Here is a 17400-nt window from a genome sequence, read left to right on the forward strand (position 1 = left end):
TGGCCATCGCGCACCTTTTGTTCGGCAACGATGATGCCCGGCTGGGTTCCCAGTCGCGACACATAGGCCTGCCAGCGTTGCCCGGATTGCCAGGAAAGAAAGAACCAACCGCCTGCTGGAATCAAAACCAGCAGGACTGCAGCCACCACCAGCCACGGAAATCCCTGGTTTGAGTCCTCCTGCTTCAGTTCAACGCAGGATTGCAACTGCGCCTCTATGCCGGCCAACTGCGAACTGTCGCCGTCAAACTGCTCTAAAGCCTGGGAGTATTCATCATGGATGCGAAACAACACATCGCGAACGATTTCATGTAATTCCTCTGGCGGATTTCCCCGGATCACCGCGACCAAGGTCGCAAACGGTCCAACTTCCGACCAGAGACGAAGCTCTCCGAAACGGATAGTGTCCAGGCCGCTTTGTTCTTTCTCGTTAAATGAGTCTTTCACAAAATCTTGAATAGCACTAAGCATCGAAGAAATGAGTTGAGGATCTTCGCTCGTTGCATTATCGGCTGTTACATGCGCTATCAAAATCCCGGAATTGCGGTTAATGAGAAATACATGCTCTACACGATAGACAAGAGAATGCTTAAGAACAACTTCTGAGAAGCTTGCACCCGTTCTCCAAGCTTCAAATCTCCACTTGAGCCCATGCCAGGTAAATATATGTCTTAGAGTTTCATTCAGCGACTGAAAGGTCTGATCGATCTTTTCCCCGATCGACTTGCGAATTGCCGGCAGAAACACCGGGTATAATATATCCGTAAGCGTACGCGGGCTCTTCTGGATGGACCGTTGCACGGCCCTCTCGACAGCTGGCGTAAGGGCCTCGCCGAGTTGTACATGAGGCGCACGTGCGGCTGCGCTGGGGAGAACACCCCCCACTGCAGACGCAAGCTGCTCAGGTTCGTCGAGCAGGTGCGCAACTCGTGAAAGCTCCGAAATTTCGCGGCCGACCAGCAACTGGCGCAGCGTTTCCATGCGAGGATCGGCGGTTGGAACTCCGTCGAGACGCGCACGATAGTCCGGATCGACGTTCCGGGCAATTTCGACCAAAAGATTAGCCAGAGCCTCGCGATCAATCTCTGGATCGTTCGAAGCTGCTCTTTGAGGAAGGCTGATTGGGTCGACGGTCGACGTCAAGTTCCGATCAACTCACTTTCCAGCTGCGTTCCGAGTTGTGCTTGCTGCCGACGGGATCCTGATTTAGACATTTTGCAACCTCGACAAACAGGCCGGCCAAAAGATTTCGGTCGGTCTTGACGTTGCTGAGATCGGAAAACATTTTCTCAATCAGCATCTGAATGCTTTCATTCTTTTGCTTGATTTCCTCACGCAGCAATTGATCGCTTCGATTTATCCGGTCCGCCACTTCGCGCTCAAGCTCGCTCAATTGATCCGACAACGCGCGCACCTGCTTTTCAAGCGCCTGATTTTGCTCGCGAAGATTCCGGTCAATCTCCTTGTCGGCCTCGGCTCGTGCATCTTTTTCGTTCCGCAATTGCGCCGCGAGCGATTCGACCTGCTTCTTTGCATTCGACTCGTACATTTCAAGATTGCGCTTGGCCTCGGATTCGACATCCTTGAAGCGCTGCAAGAACCGTTCTTCAAGCTTGGAAAAACGGCGGTCGTAGTCCTGCATCTGGTTGCCGAACAGCAGATCACGTATCTTGTCGACACCTACAGCGTCGCCGGGCACCCCGCTCTCGCGGGCCTGGACCCCCATGAAGGCCAGCCCGTTTCCATCTGGATTGTTTATCAAATTTTCGTCCGCTTTACTTGCCGAAGAAGCGGTACTCGAAGATTCCTTAGCCATCCTTATGCCCCTTCATTTGAACACCTGCCACAGTGCAAAACCCAAAAACGCCCAAACATGTCAGCAAAATAGCCGGCTCGCAAGCCGGAATCTTCTTGCCTTAAGCCAATTCGTGGGTCCCTTTTACATCTCTTGACTAGCGGCAAATGAACGGGTTCCGAGTTACGTCGCCCGCACATCTCTTCGTGATAGCAGTCATAACCGGCTAATCTAATCGACCATTTGACGCAATCTACTATAGAAATGAGTAATACAATGTCAGTCTATAGCTACTTGGAACTCAATTAAGTAGCGCATATTCATTAGAAGTATCTAAAATAGCGGGTCTGGCGGTGCACATACTGTCTCGCACCCGGCTGTATACTGCGACGATCAGCTTCCGATGCGGGCCCAACGGTAGAAGGAAGGTCTTGTTTCGCACGGAGAACGGCTGTTCGAGAATGCACCTCCGAATCGAGGCGTTTCGGTCGATAGGCGGGGAGCAATAGTCCCAATCACTGCAGTCATTCACACCAACGCTTCAGTGGGCTTGTATCTATTGCGTCCCGATTGCAAAAGACGTCAGGTTGCCATAGCTATTGCACGATGCCAGGGACCGCAGCTCGTGGTCATGGCGCCGACTCCGGGGACCGACGACATGACTATGCGGCATGCTTGGCCTTGACGTCCCTTTGCGACAGCTGGCGCCCAAGCTCGGCGGCACGGATGCGAATGCTGCGCCCGGCTTCCAACATCGGTAGCACGACAGGAGCAAGCTCGCTCTGCAGCCAAATGGCGGCGTCGCGGCGGCTCGGAAGCGTTCGCAGGAGACTGTTTGGACGCGGTGTCGCTGAGGACCGTTTCCTTTGGCAGGAAATCGCCGGCTATGTTTCGGGACTCTTGTTCTACCTTCGAACCAGGCGCGGGTAAGACGGCGTGGCGCATAATCCCTTGGTTTCAATCGTGGTTCCTGCGCACAACGCGGAGGTAACGCTGCCGCGCGCACTCGATTGCGTTGTCGATCAGGAAATAGTGGATTGGGAGGCGATCGTCGTCGACGACGTCTCCACGGACGCCACCGCCGCGATCATCGCCGGCTATGTGGAGCACGATGCCCGGTTTCGGACGTTGAGCGCTTCTGCGTATAGCGCCGCCGGCGCGCGCAATAGCGGGATTTCGACTGCGCGCGGACGCTGGCTCATGTTCCTGGATGCGGACGATTGGGTGGACGCCGGCTTCCTTGCGAAAATGCTGGCCGCACTTGAAGCCGCGCCCGATGCGGTCACCGCCTATTGCGGTTCCCGGCGCGTGATGCCCGATGGCGAACTCACCCCGTCGAGCATCCCGACGGAGGTTGCGATCCAGCCCTTCGAAACATTCGCGCGCCGTTGCCCCATCCGCACTCACGCGTTGCTCGTCGACCGGAAGACAATTGTCGAGTTGGGCGGCTTCGATGTTTCGTTGCGCACCTGCGAGGACTGGGATCTGTGGCAGCGCCTGGCACGTCTAGGCAAACGTTGGGTGATGGTCGACGAACCGCTCGCTTTCTATCGGACCAGTCCCAACTCGCTCACCCGCAATTCGACACAGATGCTGGCCGATGCGGAAATCGTGATCGCCCGCGGCTTTTCTCCTGATCCCAGGGTCAAAAAGCCGGCATCGGCTCACGCCAATGGTGCGATCGAAACGAACGGCCGCACCGCTTCCGAAGCACTCGCGTGGTTCGCGTTGTGGAACGCCGCGTCGGATTGCGGCAGCGGCCGCCGCTCGATCAGCCCGCAGTTCCTGCGCGCGCTCCCGGCAGGACGTAAGTGGGCGCGTGAGATCGCCAAGGTGGCCTTCGATGGCCTTATGGTAGGAAGCCTATCGGTGCCAGCGCAATTGGCTGCCAGATGGGACAGGTTCGGCGGCTCCCTCACCGAGTTGATCACCGAACTCGGCAAGGTCTGGGACGATCCCGTCGCGGGTCGCCGCGTCCAGTATCACCTTGAGGAAATGCTTCTCGACTTCGACGATCTTGCCGCGCCGCGCCGGCTGGCGCGGACGCTTGGAATTCGCGTCGATATTCGAAATCCGACCTCGATCGAAGTTCCGGAAGGAATCGATCAAATTTATGCCTATCTGATGATGGATAGCCAGATCGAGGCTGTCGTGCAGTTCGGCGTACTCGGGAAAGTGACAAGGCGCCATTGGATTGAATTGATCCAGAATGTCGTGGCCGCTGAGCGGCTTGTAGACAGTGCGGCAAGGTTTGCGAGACGATCACCTGTACCGCAACAGGCCGCCGGCGCCGACACGTCAAACACGCTCGCAGCCGAGGCATTGTCGGCCACAGCTGAACGCGGACCCGATCCGGACAGCCACTTTGGCAAACTCGCGCGGTTGGCCGCGGAAGCGCGGAGGCTGGTTCGGTCGAGCGCCGAAGCTGCGGCGCCTCCTGCGGCGCCGCGCCGCGCACGGCCCAGGCACGACATGGATCGCACGTCGTTCTGGAATGGCTATTTCGCGACCGAGGATCCCTGGAACTACGGTTCCTCCTATGAGCAGGAAAAATATGAGCGGCAGCTCGAAATTCTGCCTGCCGGCCCGATCGGACGAGCGCTTGAGCTGGCCTGCGCGGAGGGGCACTTCACGCGGCAGCTGGCGCCGCGAGTGAGCCATTTGACCGCAACCGACATCTCCGCCGTAGCTATCGGGCGAGCGCGCGCGCGATGCAGCGATCAGCCGAATGTCGAGTTCGGCGTATTGGACTTTTGCGCGGACACGCTGCCTGGTGAGATGGACCTGATCGTCTGTTCGGAAGTGCTCTATTATCTGGATGATCTCGCCGAGCTGCGGCGCTTCGCCAAAAAAATCGTTGACGCATTGGCGCCTGGCGGCAGTTTCATCAACGCACACGCATTCGTCTTACGTGACAATGTTGAAAGGACCGGCTTCGACTGGAACACATTCGGTGCACAAGCGATCTCAGAGACGCTGGCAGGGACCGAAGGTCTCGTCCTCGATCAATCGATCCAGACCGAGCTCTATCGCGTAGACCGCTTCCGCCGCCAGTCACCGGACGAGGCGGCGACGGAACCGATGATTGATCATGCGCCAATCCGCGCGCGCCTCGAAATCGGGGTCGCGCGAAATATCGTCTGGGGCGGGGCGCGGGCCCTGCGCCGCGACGTTGCGCGTAGCGAGCGTCGGCAGCGTATCCCTGTCCTCATGTATCACAGCGTCGCCGACGAAGGTCCGGCCGCGCTCGCCCGTTTTCGGCTCGCGCCCGCCGCATTCCATGGCCAGATGGCATGGCTGCGCGCCAATGGCTTTCACGCCATCATGTCCGAGCAGCTGGAACGGTTCATCGCCAACCGTCAACCTGTCGCCGGCCGCCCAGTGCTCATCACCTTCGACGACGGCTTCCAGAACTTTGCCGACCATGCCTGGCCGATCTTGCGCGCGAACGACCTGACCGCGGAAGTGTTCCTGGTGACGGACCTGGTGGGGGAAAGTGCACTGTGGGACGCCGACAGCGGCCCGCCGACGCCGCTTATGGACGCCGGCACGGTGCGACGTCTCGCCGCCGAAGGTGCGTTCTTCGGAAGCCATCTGGCGACGCATCGCGCGATCGATGGTCTGTCGAGTTCTGACTTGGCCGCCGAGCTCCTGCGCTCTCGCATGTTCATCGAACGGTGGACCGGTCGGCCAACCACGGCGTTCGCGGCACCCTTCTCTGTCACCGACCGACGGCTTGGCCGGCTGGCCAAGGAGTGCGGCTATCGGATCGGCTTCGGCGGCAGACACGGGCCGGCGGACCTCGATTGCGATCCCATCGACCTTCCGCGCATCGAAATTCGCGGGGATCGCTCACTCGATGACTTTGTTGCCAAGGTCGAGGCGGTGCTCGAAGAGCGGTGAACTTGTCAGTGTCCCGCCCGTTTACCTCGTTCGCTAGTCTATTGGGCGACTTGGGAAACGGCTGACATCAGCTCCTGCGGGTTTGGCGCCCCAAACATGTATCGCCCACCCTCTGGAATCTCGGTGAAGCTCCAGCGGACGATCCCCTGCCGGTCCAGCAGGAACTGACCGACCAGTTGTCCGTGTCCGGTTGCGATCATCTGCTCGTCGGCTTCGGTCAGTTCGTAATGGTCCCTCTTGTTGAGGAGTTCGCTGGCAGCAATAGGATCCATAGGACCAGGCAACTCGCCTGGTATGTCGACCCGCATATCCTTTGCCGCTGCCATCGAGACCTTGTACGGCCAGTTCGTCTCGTTTTCGGTGAATTCGAGATTGGGCAGTCCAAAAGCACGATGTGATGCGCGTTCAGGGTCGGAGGCCGCAAGCAGATTCGGCATCGGGTGGTAGCGGAAATAGAGACGCGCCCGTTCGATCGGCGTGTTGACCACCGTCAGGCTCTCCACGCCCTTTTCGCGCAGCTCCGGATCAAGCCGCGCCTGGGCGGCGATATGGCGCCGGCAAAACGCACAATGCAGACCTCGAAACAGGCCGACCAGCACCGGCTTTTGTCCGCGAAAGTCGTCAAGCGCTATCTTGCCTTCCTGGGTAATGGCGTCGAGTACCACGTTCGGCGCACGGTCGCCCGGTTGAAGCGGTACCAAGTCGCTACGCGCGGACATTTCCAACCTCCGACCCCGGTTAATCGAGAAAAGGCAGCACCACAAGCGCTTCCGGGTCGAGCCCGTGCTGGGCGCATATACCCTGCGCCAGGGAAAAGTAGCGTTCGGCCTCGGCCAGATTGTCGAGGTCGAGATTGAGCGTTGCGAGACCATCATAGCACGGAAACAGCAGTTGGGGTTCGCCCGTTTCGCGGGCTACGTCCAGTGCTTCGTGGAACAAGCCAACCGCTAGTTCCGGATGGCCGTTGCACTGGTGGATCTGCCCAAGCACGATCAACGGCACCGGCAGGTGCTCGCGCTGGTCGAGCGCCCGGTCGATCTCGATGGCCTTCTCGGCAGCAGGCACGCCCTCCGTTGGACAGCGATCCGTGAAAGTACAACAAGCGACCGCCAGATTGGCGAGGAGGCGCGCCTGGAAACCCAAATCACCAATATGGCGCGCCACTTCAAGACCGCGCCGACAGACCTCCATCGCCTGTGCCGGATCGATGGTCGTGTAAAGCACGCCCAGATTGGTGTAGCCGCGGCAGGCCGCGCCCAGCAGACCGGCGGCTTCGGCCAATTCAATGCTACGCTCAACCTGACGCACGGCTTCACGGTTTCGCCCAAGGCGAGCCAGCGCGACAGCCTTGGTATTAAGTGCCTCGGCGGTCACAAGGGTGGCATCACACCCTACCTCGGAGACATGCTCCGTCGTCAGAGAGCGTACGCAATCCAGCGCCGCGTCTGCCCATTTTGCCGCGAGAGCGTGATCTCCGCTACGGAACGCCTGTCGGCCACGTTCTTGCCAGAGATGCGCCTGCTCGATCGGGGCATCCGCTCCATCGAGGAGCGCTGCCGCTTCAGCATAGCGGGATTCTGCGTTGTCCCGCTTGCCGACGTCCCAGAGCAGCCGACCCATCTTTCGCAAAACGCGCGCCGACGCGACACGATTGGCTGACTCGCGGTATGCCTGCAACACCGTTTCGTAGTGCCGGTGCGCGATCTCGCGGCGGCCCATCGGGCCGCTCAAATCGGCAATGCGCTCTGCAATTTCCAGTTTGAGCGGTGTTTGCCCGATCGCGCTCAACGCAGTCAGTGCTCGCTCGTAGAAACGAAGTGCGTCGTCGTTGGCGTATATCATGCGAGCGCGATCGCCCGCCGCCTGCAGGTAATGCGCGCCTCTCTCCCGCTCGGCGCTCTGTGCGAAATGATGACCGAGCACGGTCAAATCCTCGAGCCGTTCCGGCTTGTCGCCGCACAATTGCTCCAAGGCAGCACCGACCCGCCCGTGGATGTCGGTCCGGCGTTGCAGGAGCATGTTCTGGTAGATCACATCCTGCAGCAATGTTTGCGTAAAGCGGTAGCTTTGCGACGAGACCGAGCCTGATCCGGCAACTTCCTCGATGATTTCCGCATCGCAAAGCAGTTCGCAGCCGGCTTCCAGCCGGCCGGGATCGGACGTCACGGCTTTCAGAACTGTGGCATCGAAGCGCGGGCCGATGACCGCGGCTTCCTGGGCCAACCGGCGCACCTCTTGGGGCAGCCGATCGACGCGAGCAAGCAACATTGCCTGGATAGTGGCGGGAATGCCGGTTGCGACTTCGCCTGCCGCAGTCCGCCATCGCTGGCCCTCGCGCATCAGTACGCCGCGATCGATAAGGCCGCGGACGATCTCCTCTACAAAGAGGGGGTTGCCACCCGCGCGCTCGAGGATCTGGTCGAGAAGCCCTCCTGCGGAGTTTACCCAGCTTTCGCCGAAAAGCGCCGCCAGCAGGCTGCGACCTTCATCATTGTTGAGCGGCGAAAGCCTGAGCGCTGTGTGACTGACCCGGCTTGAGCCGAGCTGGTCGTTGTCCGGCGCCGGACGATGCGTGACCAGCAACATCAAGCGCGTCCGTTCCAACCTGTCCATCACGAAACGTAGTGCCTCGAGCGACACGGCGTCGGCCCAGTGCAGGTCTTCGACGACAATCAACAGCGGCGACAACGCAAGCCGCCGTTCGATGATTGTGCGGACTGCGTAGAGAATTTGCCGCCGCAGCTGCTCGGGCTCGACATGCTGCAAGGTGGCATCGGGGTCGCCAAGGCCGAGCACATGGTAGAGCAAAGGCATCAGCCGCTTCGCCTCCTCGCCCTCCAGGCCGAGATTCGCAAGCAAGCCTGCGAGCTTTCCCCGCATTTCGTCCCCATTGTCGTTCTGCATCATCCCGGCAGCGCTGCGCACCACTGCGCCCAAGGCGCCAAATGATTGTTCGCCCAGCGGTGAGCACGTGGCCAGCCGCACGGCGACGTTGCGAAAACGATCCTCGTCGCCGACGCGGGCGACGAACTCCTTCACCAGCCGCGATTTCCCGATACCGGCTTCTCCGACGAGGCGGACAAGTTGGGCCGAGCCGCCGCACGCCTGGTCAAGGCTGGCCAGCATTCTATTGAGCTCGGCACCACGACCTATCATCGGCGCACTGAGGCCGAGCACCTCGAGCCCACGTGCTGCACGCGGGGCCGCAAGCGGTGCATCCAGCCGATGGACGAGCACACTGCCAGCCTTGCCGCGAAGCACGACATCACCCAGCGACTCGTAAGAGAAGGCATGCCGGGTCAGCCTGTGAGTGAGCTCGCCTACCAGCACCTCACCCGGTGCGGCCAGCGATTGCAGGCGTTGCGCCGTATTCACTGTGTCGCCGGTCACCGAATAGGATTTGGCCGTGCCGACGCCAAATCCGCCAGTGACGACCGGACCAGTGTTTATGCCGATATGGAGTGACAGAGGCGAGCCGGAGTGGGGGGTGCCTTCGCCGAGCCGCGCCGTCCGGGCGATCATGTCGAGAGCGGCGCGAAGCGCACGTTCCGGATCGTCCTCATGCGCGACCGGCGCACCGAACAAAGCGAGCAGTGCATCGCCGATGAATTTGTCGACGAAACCGCCAAAGTTTCGCACGGCCGCCGTCAATTCCTTGAACAGTTCGTTCTGCAGCGCTTGCATGACCTCGGGGTCGAGCTGCTCGCTGAGTGTCGTGAAGCCGCAAAGGTCGGCGAACAGGACCGTTACCGTCCGGCGATCGGCGTCAGAGACGGGATACAGCCCATCTTCGCTTTCGATGTTCGGAAGCAGCGACGGAGTTCGAGAAGGCTGCACAATGGTCCGGCTTGGCGTCGGAGCAGGCCGTTCGACGGCTTTTGCGGGCGCCCCGACGCTTGCCCCACATTTCGGACAGAACTCGAAATCAGGTGCGCAGCGGTAGCCGCAACTGGCGCATGGCACTGGCTGGCGCCTGCCACACCTCGGACAGAAAGCGTAACCGCCCTCAACCTCGAAACCGCAGCCCGAGCAGTCCATCGAACAAGACCTCACTAGGGGCCGTGACGGCGTGATCTCGCTACGCACTTCACGGCCAAGGTTCACAAGAATGAACCGATAGCCGTCGACCAGCAAGCGGCAGCGCAAATGGGCATCGAGCGATCCGTGTGGGTCCGGTGGCATAGCGCTGCCGATCGAGGCGGAAGCCGTCGTCGAAATCCCGAAATGCATCAGCGTCAAGGAAGCGGCCGGATCAGACGCCAGAGGCTCACCGATAGATCGCCGTCGCTTGCGGTTGCGCACCAGAAAATCAACCTGAAGTAGGCTCAGTTCGCCTTGATCTCTGCCTGGCCGATCTTGCGCCATCGGGCGTTTTCGCGAACCAGCTTCAGGTCGTCGGTCGCCTCGGCAAACGTCCGCAAACGGTATTGCCGGAGCAGGTCCGGGAAGACCGCCCCTTTCGGCAGGCCGGCAAGCTGCTCGCGGACCGAGATCTTTTCGTCGATGACCCGCATGCCCCAGGCATTTTCCCGAACCTGCAACTCCGCAGCCAGATCGCGCTCTTCCGGCGCGTTTTCATCTAGCGCAGCCAGCAGGATCGAGTGGAAAAGCGCTACATAACCAATCTGTCTCAGGCCGCCTACAACCCGCACGCGCGGCAATATGGCAAGGACCAGGAACATCAGGAACAAGTTCGGCAGCAGCATGCCGTCCAGCAGCGCCTGCCTGAGATGCGGTCGCTCGAACGGGATGGAAAGACCATGCGGCCTGCCAGGCTCGATCAGGTGCCCGTTATCGAGGACGAGCTTGCGCACGCGCTCCTCGCGGATACCCCAGAAATAGGCCGTGGCATTGGGCAGGAACCTGCCAAATGGGCTCGATGCGGCTGCTTGCAAGGCACGTTCGAGACGCTGGCGCCTTGCGGGCTCAAGGAGCAGCCTGGAAACAAGGCTGCCGTCATTTTCCAGATGCCGCGCCATGGCAGCCGCGGCGAGCCGATCATCGATGAAAACCGGCTGGGCCATGCCGGAACGATCCCAATCGGCGACCAGATCCTCGTTGAGGGCTGTCAGCGCATCGGCGGCGGTTCCAAACACCTTGTCCTGGCTGGCAAGCAGTGTGCCCAGCCAGCGGCTGGCATCCGTTTCGTCGCCCACCGCTTCGAGCGCGCGCTTGTTGAGGGTGACGGGACCGGCCACGCAGGCGCTTTTGCGGCACAGTTTGTGGCGCCCCATGCCAAACAGGTTGACCTTGTCGTCACCGACATCGAGCCATCCCGGCCCCTCCCGGCCAATTGTCTCCATGGTCATCGTCGTTCCCATGAAGCTGAAGAAGGCCGACAGCCCGTTTTCGACCGCGCCGAGCCAGGCAAGCAGGAGGGCATCGAAGGTGATCCGGTCCATCAGAAGCAGGCAGTGCAGGCCGGACTGAATCACCGGTCTGGACTCGAACTCGTCGAGGACCTTGCCGATCTCTTCAGGCTGCATGATCACACCAAGGCGCTGATGCAGGACTTCGCGCAGGATCGAGCGGGCAGCGATCGCCGGGCCCGATGCAGGCCTTGCCACCGGCCGCCACAGATGGCGGGCGTAGTCGGAAACCGGTGCATTCCAGTTCTGCTCGATGTCGCGCACGACTTCCGGGCAGAGCAGCGACAGCACTGCCAGAATTTCCGCCGGAGGCGTAGGGGATGGGTCAAAGACGGCGGTCATTGGTCCCGTCTAGCCGCTTGCCGTGCAAACGCCAAGGGAGACCAGACAATAGCGGATATCAGAACCGCAGCCGGGCCATGCTCAGGAGGTCGTGGTACTGCCCGTCGGTAAACCCGGCCTTCACATGCCGGCCTTCGACCTCGAAGCCGTGGCTTGTGTAGAGACGGACGGCCGGTTCGTTGTCGGCAAAGACGGTCAATTCGACCCGCTTCAGGGCGCGCCAGTTGTCGGCCACGTCAAGCAGCGCGCCGAGTATGGCAGAGCCGATACCCTTGCCGACAAAGGCATCGTCAACGCCGATATTGATCTCGCCGATATGTGAACGGCGCGGCGAACCCTGCACGACCAGGCTGCCATGGCCGACGACCTTGCCGTCCAGCTCGGCGACGATCCAGGTGGTTTCCTGGCCGGACTTGGCGATGCGCCGCTCCACCTGCTCCACCATCTCGAAGGGCATCCTGAGCGTGCCCCAGCGGAAGCCCGGCATGTTGAAGATAGCGCAAAGCGCATCCGCATCGCTTAGCCGGACGGACCGGAGCTGCGGCTGGATTTTCTCCGAGGAGGGCGAGGTCGTGGTGGTCATGGCTTTCCCGGCGAAGGCAATCGGCCCGCCACGATGCACCGGACGTCACCTGAAAATCCAGCGGTCTCTTCAACCTATGACGCCGATTGCGAGCTAAAATACCGAGAGGCGGCGTAGAATTTGAAGACGCCGCTGATGCCGATCCAGCCGAGAAGGCCGAGCCAGCACAATGTCCTGGTCGCTGTCCAGTCAATCCGGTGCACCGCAGCGTCGGTGATAACGAGGCCAAGGATGGCAAGCAGGCCAGTGAGAAACTGCGCCAGGCCGAGCACCAGCAGTTCCTCGCGCGGCGCGCTTCTCCAGACGAGATATACACCGCCCGCACCGGCCAGGAAGATGGCGCTGTAGACCTGAGCATGGAAGGCATCGATCGGCCATGGCCAGAGGCTGCCGAATGTCAGGGGAAACAGCAACAGGCCTAGGCCATAGAGCCCAAGGATCGCCGATTCCACCGGCATGTAGCCGCGCCATGCCGGATTTAAGGTCACGCCTTTTGCAGAAGGACGGGCCTTGGCCCTCCACAGGAACAGCCCGGATACCGCGACCGAAGCGAGATAGACCAAAAACCAGAGCCAGGGCGCTTTGCGCTCGAAGTTGAAATAGCCGAGATTGATGAACGAAGCCAGCGACACGATGACGGTGAAGATGAAGGCCATGACGAGCACGAGCCTGCCGGGCGACCAGCGATTCCAGACCAGCAGCGCCGCCATCACGACTATTTCGGCGGTGTAGAAGCCGCCGAGGAAGCGGGCATTGAACGGCGTGACGGCCCAAGGCCAGCGCGGCTTGACCAGCACAGGCGCGAAAAACAGGCCGGCGCCTACGATCAGCACGATGATGACCACCACAGAGAATAGGCGCAGGGCCGCGGGAAATGGCGGGTTGTTGGATGTCGGCATGGGAGAAAGTCCCCAAGATGAATGCCCCATGGACCATCATAGTGCCGCTTGCGGCCGGTGAAAATCCGCCGAATGGAAATTGAACTGTCACCATGCCCATCTATTCGATTGGCCGTAGGATGCGTTTCGAAGTAAGATGGAGTACTGGGACCAAAGACGCCTCCGGGGGCGCATTTTCCGGAGCCTGCACGATGAACGAAGCTCAGGATCTGTTCTCGCTTCTGCGGCAATCGACCGGTGTCGATCCGCAGGCAATCGACGCGATCAAGCGAACCATCGCGGAGGGCAAGGACCGCGAACTTTGCCGCATCAATGCGCCAGCCTTCGCCAGCAAGCATGGCCTCGACGAGGAACGCGCCATAAGCGCCTTTCTCCATGCGGCACGGGTAGGCATCTTCGACATTTCCTGGAATGTTCTATGCCCCGGCTGTGGCGGCGTGCTCGACACAAACGCCACGCTGAAAACCCTGCAGAAGGACGAATACACCTGCGCGCTGTGCTCCGAGGGCTATTCGCCGACCCTCGACGAGATGGTCGAGGTGACATTCACCGTCAGTCCCCGCGTGCGCAGGATTGCCGCCCACAATCCACACGAACTGCCCTTGCTGGAATATTACCGCCAGATCTACTGGGCGTCCGGCGTCGATCTGCCGGAAGAGGATTTCGCGAAAAAGATCGAAGCGTTCTCGCTGGAGGATATCGAGCTTGCCCCCGGCGAAAAGGCGGTTCTGCCCATACAGCTTCCGTCTGAATTCGTCATCGTCTTCGAGCCGGTCACCCATTCAGCACAGTTCATCGACGTGAAGGGCGAACCAACAAAAGAGCGCCGAAGCCTCTCTTTGGTCTTCGACCGCGACCATGTCCAGAACCAGACGCTGGAGATGCAACCCGGCCCGTTGCGCATTTCGCTGGAGAACAGGACCGACACACGCGTGCTGCCGACGGTCTTCATCGCCGGCCAGGAATTGCATGGTCTCCTGGGTAAACGCCGGCCCTTCCTGACCGCCAAGCGCCTGCTCACCAACCAGACGTTCCGCGATCTCTATCGCACGGATACGCTCGACATCGACCAGCGCCTGAAAATCACCAGCCTGACCTTCCTGTTCACCGACCTGCGCGGATCGACCGAGCTTTACGAGCGGGTGGGCGATCTTTCGGCCTTCGATCTCGTGCGCGTGCATTTCCAGGTTCTGCACGAGATCGTTGCGGCGGAGGCAGGCGCGGTGGTCAAGACGATCGGTGATGCGGTGATGGCGACCTTCGCGACGCCTGATCGTGCGATTGCTGCGGCCCTCAGGATGCGCGATGCCATGCGTGAGCTCAACGACAAGAGCGGGCGCGAGGATCTGCTGCTCAAGATCGGAGTCCATGCCGGCCCGTGCATCGCCGTGTCCATGAACGAGCGACAGGACTATTTCGGCCAGACGGTCAACATTGCTTCGCGGGTCCAGAACCTTGCCAATGCACAGGCGATCTTCGCCACTCGTGCCGTAGTCGGCGACAATCTCACCGCCGATCTGTTGCACAGGAACGCGCTGACGCCCGTGCCCCACGACGTCTCGCTGCGCGGCATTGAGCGGGAGATAGCAGTATATATGATCCCCTGAAGATTTGGCCCCGAAGATTTGGGTCGTCTCGGCCCCTCACACGCGCCTGCAGACAAAATAACGATCGGCGGGCACCGAAGGCGGCGGCTGGAGGCGTTGCAACAGCGGGTGCTCGAGGGGCGTGCCGCTGACCGCGAAGCCGCCGACGCGAAGCAGGCGCGCGATCAGATCGGGGAGCCAGGTAGAGGTCACTGCATCGCGATCGTCATAGCCGGTGCCGATGTCAGCATGAACAAGAGCCGCGTCGATGCCAATGAACCTCTTCGCCGTCTCGCGTATTTCGCCGAGCACGAAGTCTTCAGCGTTGGGAATTGAGCTGGCGTGTGCGCTAAGTTCGCGGTCGAACACCACGATCCGGCGTCCGGGCAGGCGCTCGCGCAGATGGTGGAACGTCCGGCCGTTGCCGAGGCCGAACTCGAGCACCAGCCCTTCCATCTTCGCCACCTCGGGGCAAACTTGATCGAGAATGTCGCGCTGTGCGGTCATCCTGCTGATGAAATTCTCAAGGCGAGTCATATGCGTTTGTGTGTCCTGAAACCAGCCCAACGGATGGGCAATGCCCGCGACCAGAACGGTTCACAGGTGAAACCCGAGGGCGACGTGTTAAACCCCGATTGCGTCTCGGCACCTATAGAGGCGAACGATGAACGCTGCAATAACCGAACAGGCTGCCGACAGGATCATACCGGGTGGAGTCGGCGGCCGGCGCGCGGCGGAATAGCGATCTCACTTGTAGGGATCTGCGGCGTCCCGCAGGCCGTCGCCGAGGAAGTTGAACGCCAGGATGACGAGAATGACGGGGAGCATCGGCAAAAGCAGCCATGGATAGAACGCGATGACGCTGACGCTGCGCGCCTCGGTGAGCAGGATGCCCCAGCTGGTTATCGGCGCCCTCAGGCCGAGCCCGAGGAAGCTCAGCGCCGTCTCGCCCAGGATCATGCCGGGTATGGAGATCGTGGCCGTCGCGATCAGATGCGACATGAAGCCGGGAATGAGATGCCGCCCGATGATGCGGCTGCTTCTGGCGCCCATCAATTGCGCGGCCAGAACGTAATCCTCCTCGCGCAAGGCTAGAAGCTTGGAACGCACGGCCCGCGCCAGTCCGGTCCAGTCGAGCAGCCCGAGGATGACGGTGATGCCGAAATAGATCAGGATCGGACTCCAGGTTATCGGCATGATCGCAGCCAGAGCCAGCCATAGCGGGATGCTGGGGATTGACTGCAGAACTTCGATTATCCGTTGAACGATCAGGTCGAATATACCGCCGTGATAGCCGGCCAGTCCGCCGATGACGATGCCGAGCAGGAAGCTGAAACTGATGCCGACGAGGCCGATTGTCAGTGAAATGCGTGCGCCATAGATGATGCGCGAGAGCACGTCGCGCCCCAGCCTGTCAGTGCCGGCCAGAAAGAGCTGGCCGTTTTCGGCAGGGCAGACAAAATGCCTGTCACCTTCGATCAGGCCCCAGAACCGATAACTGTCGCCCTTGCAGAAGAAACGGATCCGCTGAACATCATCTTGATTCTCGATGTAGTTCCGCTTGAGCGTGTCCATATCCAGCGTCATCTGGCGGCCATAAACGAACGGCCCGACGAACTGGCCGTTGTGGAACAGGTGCACCCGCTGCGGCGGCGAATAGATGTAGTCCATGTTGCGCGTGTGCAGATTGTAGGGGGCCAGGAACTCGCAGATCAGTATTCCGAAATAAAGCGCTGCCAGGAATATGCCTGAAATAACGGCAAGCCGGTGCTCCCGGAATTTCCACCACATCAGCCGCAACTGCGACGCCTGAAAGACCTTCGACTGCTCCGGCGTCATCGCCTCGACCGACTCCAGGTCAAAGGGCGCGGTGGAAACGTAGTGTTGCAGCGGAGCACCCGGAGCGGGCAGCGGCGAATGCGTGCTCATTTGGTGCTACCGCCCTGCAAACGAATTCTTGGATCAAGCAGCGCCAGCGCCAGGTCGGAAATCAGGACACCGATGACCGTCAGGAAGGCGAGGAACATGAGGAACGACCCTGCCAGGTACATGTCCTGGCTTTGCAGCGCCTTGATCAGCATCGGCCCGGTAGTTTCCAAAGACAGCACGATCGCCGTGATTTCGGCGCCGGAGATGATGGCCGGTAGGATAGAGCCGATGTCGGAAATGAAGAAATTGAGCGCCATGCGCAGCGGATATTTGACCAGCGCCTTGAACGGATGAAGTCCCTTGGCGCGCGCGGTCACGACATATTGCTTGTGTAGCTCGTCGAGGAGATTGGCGCGCAGCCGCCGGATCATGCTTGCCGTGCCCCCGGTGCCGATGATCAAGACCGGAATCCAGAGATGGGCGAGGATCGACTTCGCCTTGGCCCAGCTCATCGGCTCGCCGAGATATTGCTGGTCCATGAGATGGCCGATGGATGTGCCGAACCAGATGTTGGCGAAATACATCAGGATCAGCGCCAGCATGAAGTTCGGAATGGCAAGGCCGAGAAGGCCGAAGAGAGTCAGGCCGTAGTCGCCCCAGCTGTATTGATGCGTGGCGGAGTACATGCCGATCGGAAAGGCGATGAGCCAGGTAAAGATGATCGTGACGAAGGAAACCAGCACGGTCAGCCACATTCGGTCCCCGACGACGTCGCGGACCGGCAGCTCATATTCGAAGGAATAGCCAAAATCGCCGCGCAGCATCCCGCCGACCCAGTAGAAGTAGCGAATGACCGGTGGCTGGTCGAAACCATAGTCCTTGCGCATCATCTCGATGCGATCGGAATCCACCGCTTCGCCCTGAGCCCGAAGCTCGGCAACATAGCTGTCGAAATAGTCGCCAGGGGGAAGTTCGATGATCGTGAACACCAGTGCCGATATGACCAGCAGCGTTGGAACCATCACGGCAATGCGCCAGACAAAATATCGAAGCAC

Annotated in this window: 12 protein-coding genes; 2 read left to right on the plus strand and 10 right to left on the minus strand. The window is 60.5% G+C overall.

The window, feature by feature from the left end; all coding sequences use genetic code 11:
* Nucleotides 1–1142 (minus strand): protein kinase family protein (locus AC0L2R_RS06625; RefSeq protein WP_473508173.1); only part of this gene is annotated, 1142 nt, incomplete at its 3' end.
* A gap of 7 nt (nucleotides 1143–1149) precedes the next feature.
* Nucleotides 1150–1815, minus strand: coding sequence for a hypothetical protein (locus tag AC0L2R_RS06630; RefSeq protein WP_473508174.1), 666 nt, complete (start codon nucleotides 1813–1815; stop codon nucleotides 1150–1152).
* A 915-nt stretch (nucleotides 1816–2730) separates the two neighbouring features.
* On the opposite strand from AC0L2R_RS06630, the gene AC0L2R_RS06635 reads away from it, so the two are divergent.
* Complete coding sequence (locus AC0L2R_RS06635) at nucleotides 2731–5697, plus strand: trifunctional glycosyltransferase/class I SAM-dependent methyltransferase/polysaccharide deacetylase (RefSeq protein WP_473508176.1); 2967 nt, start codon at nucleotides 2731–2733, stop codon at nucleotides 5695–5697.
* A 38-nt stretch (nucleotides 5698–5735) separates the two neighbouring features.
* Here the strand turns inward: AC0L2R_RS06635 and AC0L2R_RS06640 are convergent, their stop codons facing one another.
* The 5 genes from AC0L2R_RS06640 to AC0L2R_RS06660 form a co-directional block, all read right to left on the minus strand.
* Nucleotides 5736–6416: a peroxiredoxin-like family protein gene (locus tag AC0L2R_RS06640; protein ID WP_091594747.1), complete on the minus strand. Its 681-nt coding sequence runs from the start codon at nucleotides 6414–6416 to the stop codon at nucleotides 5736–5738.
* A 19-nt stretch (nucleotides 6417–6435) separates the two neighbouring features.
* Nucleotides 6436–9735 carry an ATP-binding protein gene (locus AC0L2R_RS06645; protein WP_473508177.1) on the minus strand — a complete coding sequence of 1100 codons (3300 nt, stop codon included), beginning with the start codon at nucleotides 9733–9735 and terminating at the stop codon, nucleotides 6436–6438.
* A gap of 287 nt (nucleotides 9736–10022) precedes the next feature.
* Complete coding sequence (locus AC0L2R_RS06650) at nucleotides 10023–11408, minus strand: hypothetical protein (RefSeq protein WP_473508178.1); 1386 nt, start codon at nucleotides 11406–11408, stop codon at nucleotides 10023–10025.
* Between the two features lie 58 nt (nucleotides 11409–11466).
* Nucleotides 11467–11991, minus strand: a complete 525-nt coding sequence (locus AC0L2R_RS06655; RefSeq protein ID WP_473508179.1) for a GNAT family N-acetyltransferase — start codon at nucleotides 11989–11991, stop codon at nucleotides 11467–11469.
* 74 nt (nucleotides 11992–12065) lie between these two features.
* The gene (locus AC0L2R_RS06660) at nucleotides 12066–12890 is read right to left on the minus strand and encodes a hypothetical protein (protein ID WP_473508180.1); all 825 of its coding nucleotides are present in this window, start codon (nucleotides 12888–12890) and stop codon (nucleotides 12066–12068) included.
* Nucleotides 12891–13081: 191 nt separating this feature from the next.
* Here AC0L2R_RS06660 and AC0L2R_RS06665 point away from each other — a divergent pair, with 191 nt between their 5' ends.
* Complete coding sequence (locus AC0L2R_RS06665) at nucleotides 13082–14497, plus strand: DUF5939 domain-containing protein (RefSeq protein ID WP_473508181.1); 1416 nt, start codon at nucleotides 13082–13084, stop codon at nucleotides 14495–14497.
* Nucleotides 14498–14533: 36 nt separating this feature from the next.
* Here the strand turns inward: AC0L2R_RS06665 and AC0L2R_RS06670 are convergent, their stop codons facing one another.
* The 3 genes from AC0L2R_RS06670 to AC0L2R_RS06680 all read right to left on the minus strand — a co-directional run bounded on the left by AC0L2R_RS06670 (nucleotide 14534) and on the right by AC0L2R_RS06680 (nucleotide 17400).
* Nucleotides 14534–15013, minus strand: a complete 480-nt coding sequence (locus AC0L2R_RS06670) for a class I SAM-dependent methyltransferase (protein ID WP_473508182.1) — start codon at nucleotides 15011–15013, stop codon at nucleotides 14534–14536.
* A 210-nt stretch (nucleotides 15014–15223) separates the two neighbouring features.
* The gene (locus AC0L2R_RS06675) at nucleotides 15224–16405 is read right to left on the minus strand and encodes an ABC transporter permease (RefSeq protein WP_091594734.1); all 1182 of its coding nucleotides are present in this window, start codon (nucleotides 16403–16405) and stop codon (nucleotides 15224–15226) included.
* Nucleotides 16402–17400 (minus strand): ABC transporter permease, encoded by a 999-nt coding sequence (locus AC0L2R_RS06680; RefSeq protein WP_023797971.1) that lies wholly within the window; start codon nucleotides 17398–17400, stop codon nucleotides 16402–16404. The genes AC0L2R_RS06675 and AC0L2R_RS06680 overlap by 4 nt, the downstream gene beginning before the upstream one ends.

Source organism: Mesorhizobium sp. WSM4820 (assembly GCF_055811075.1).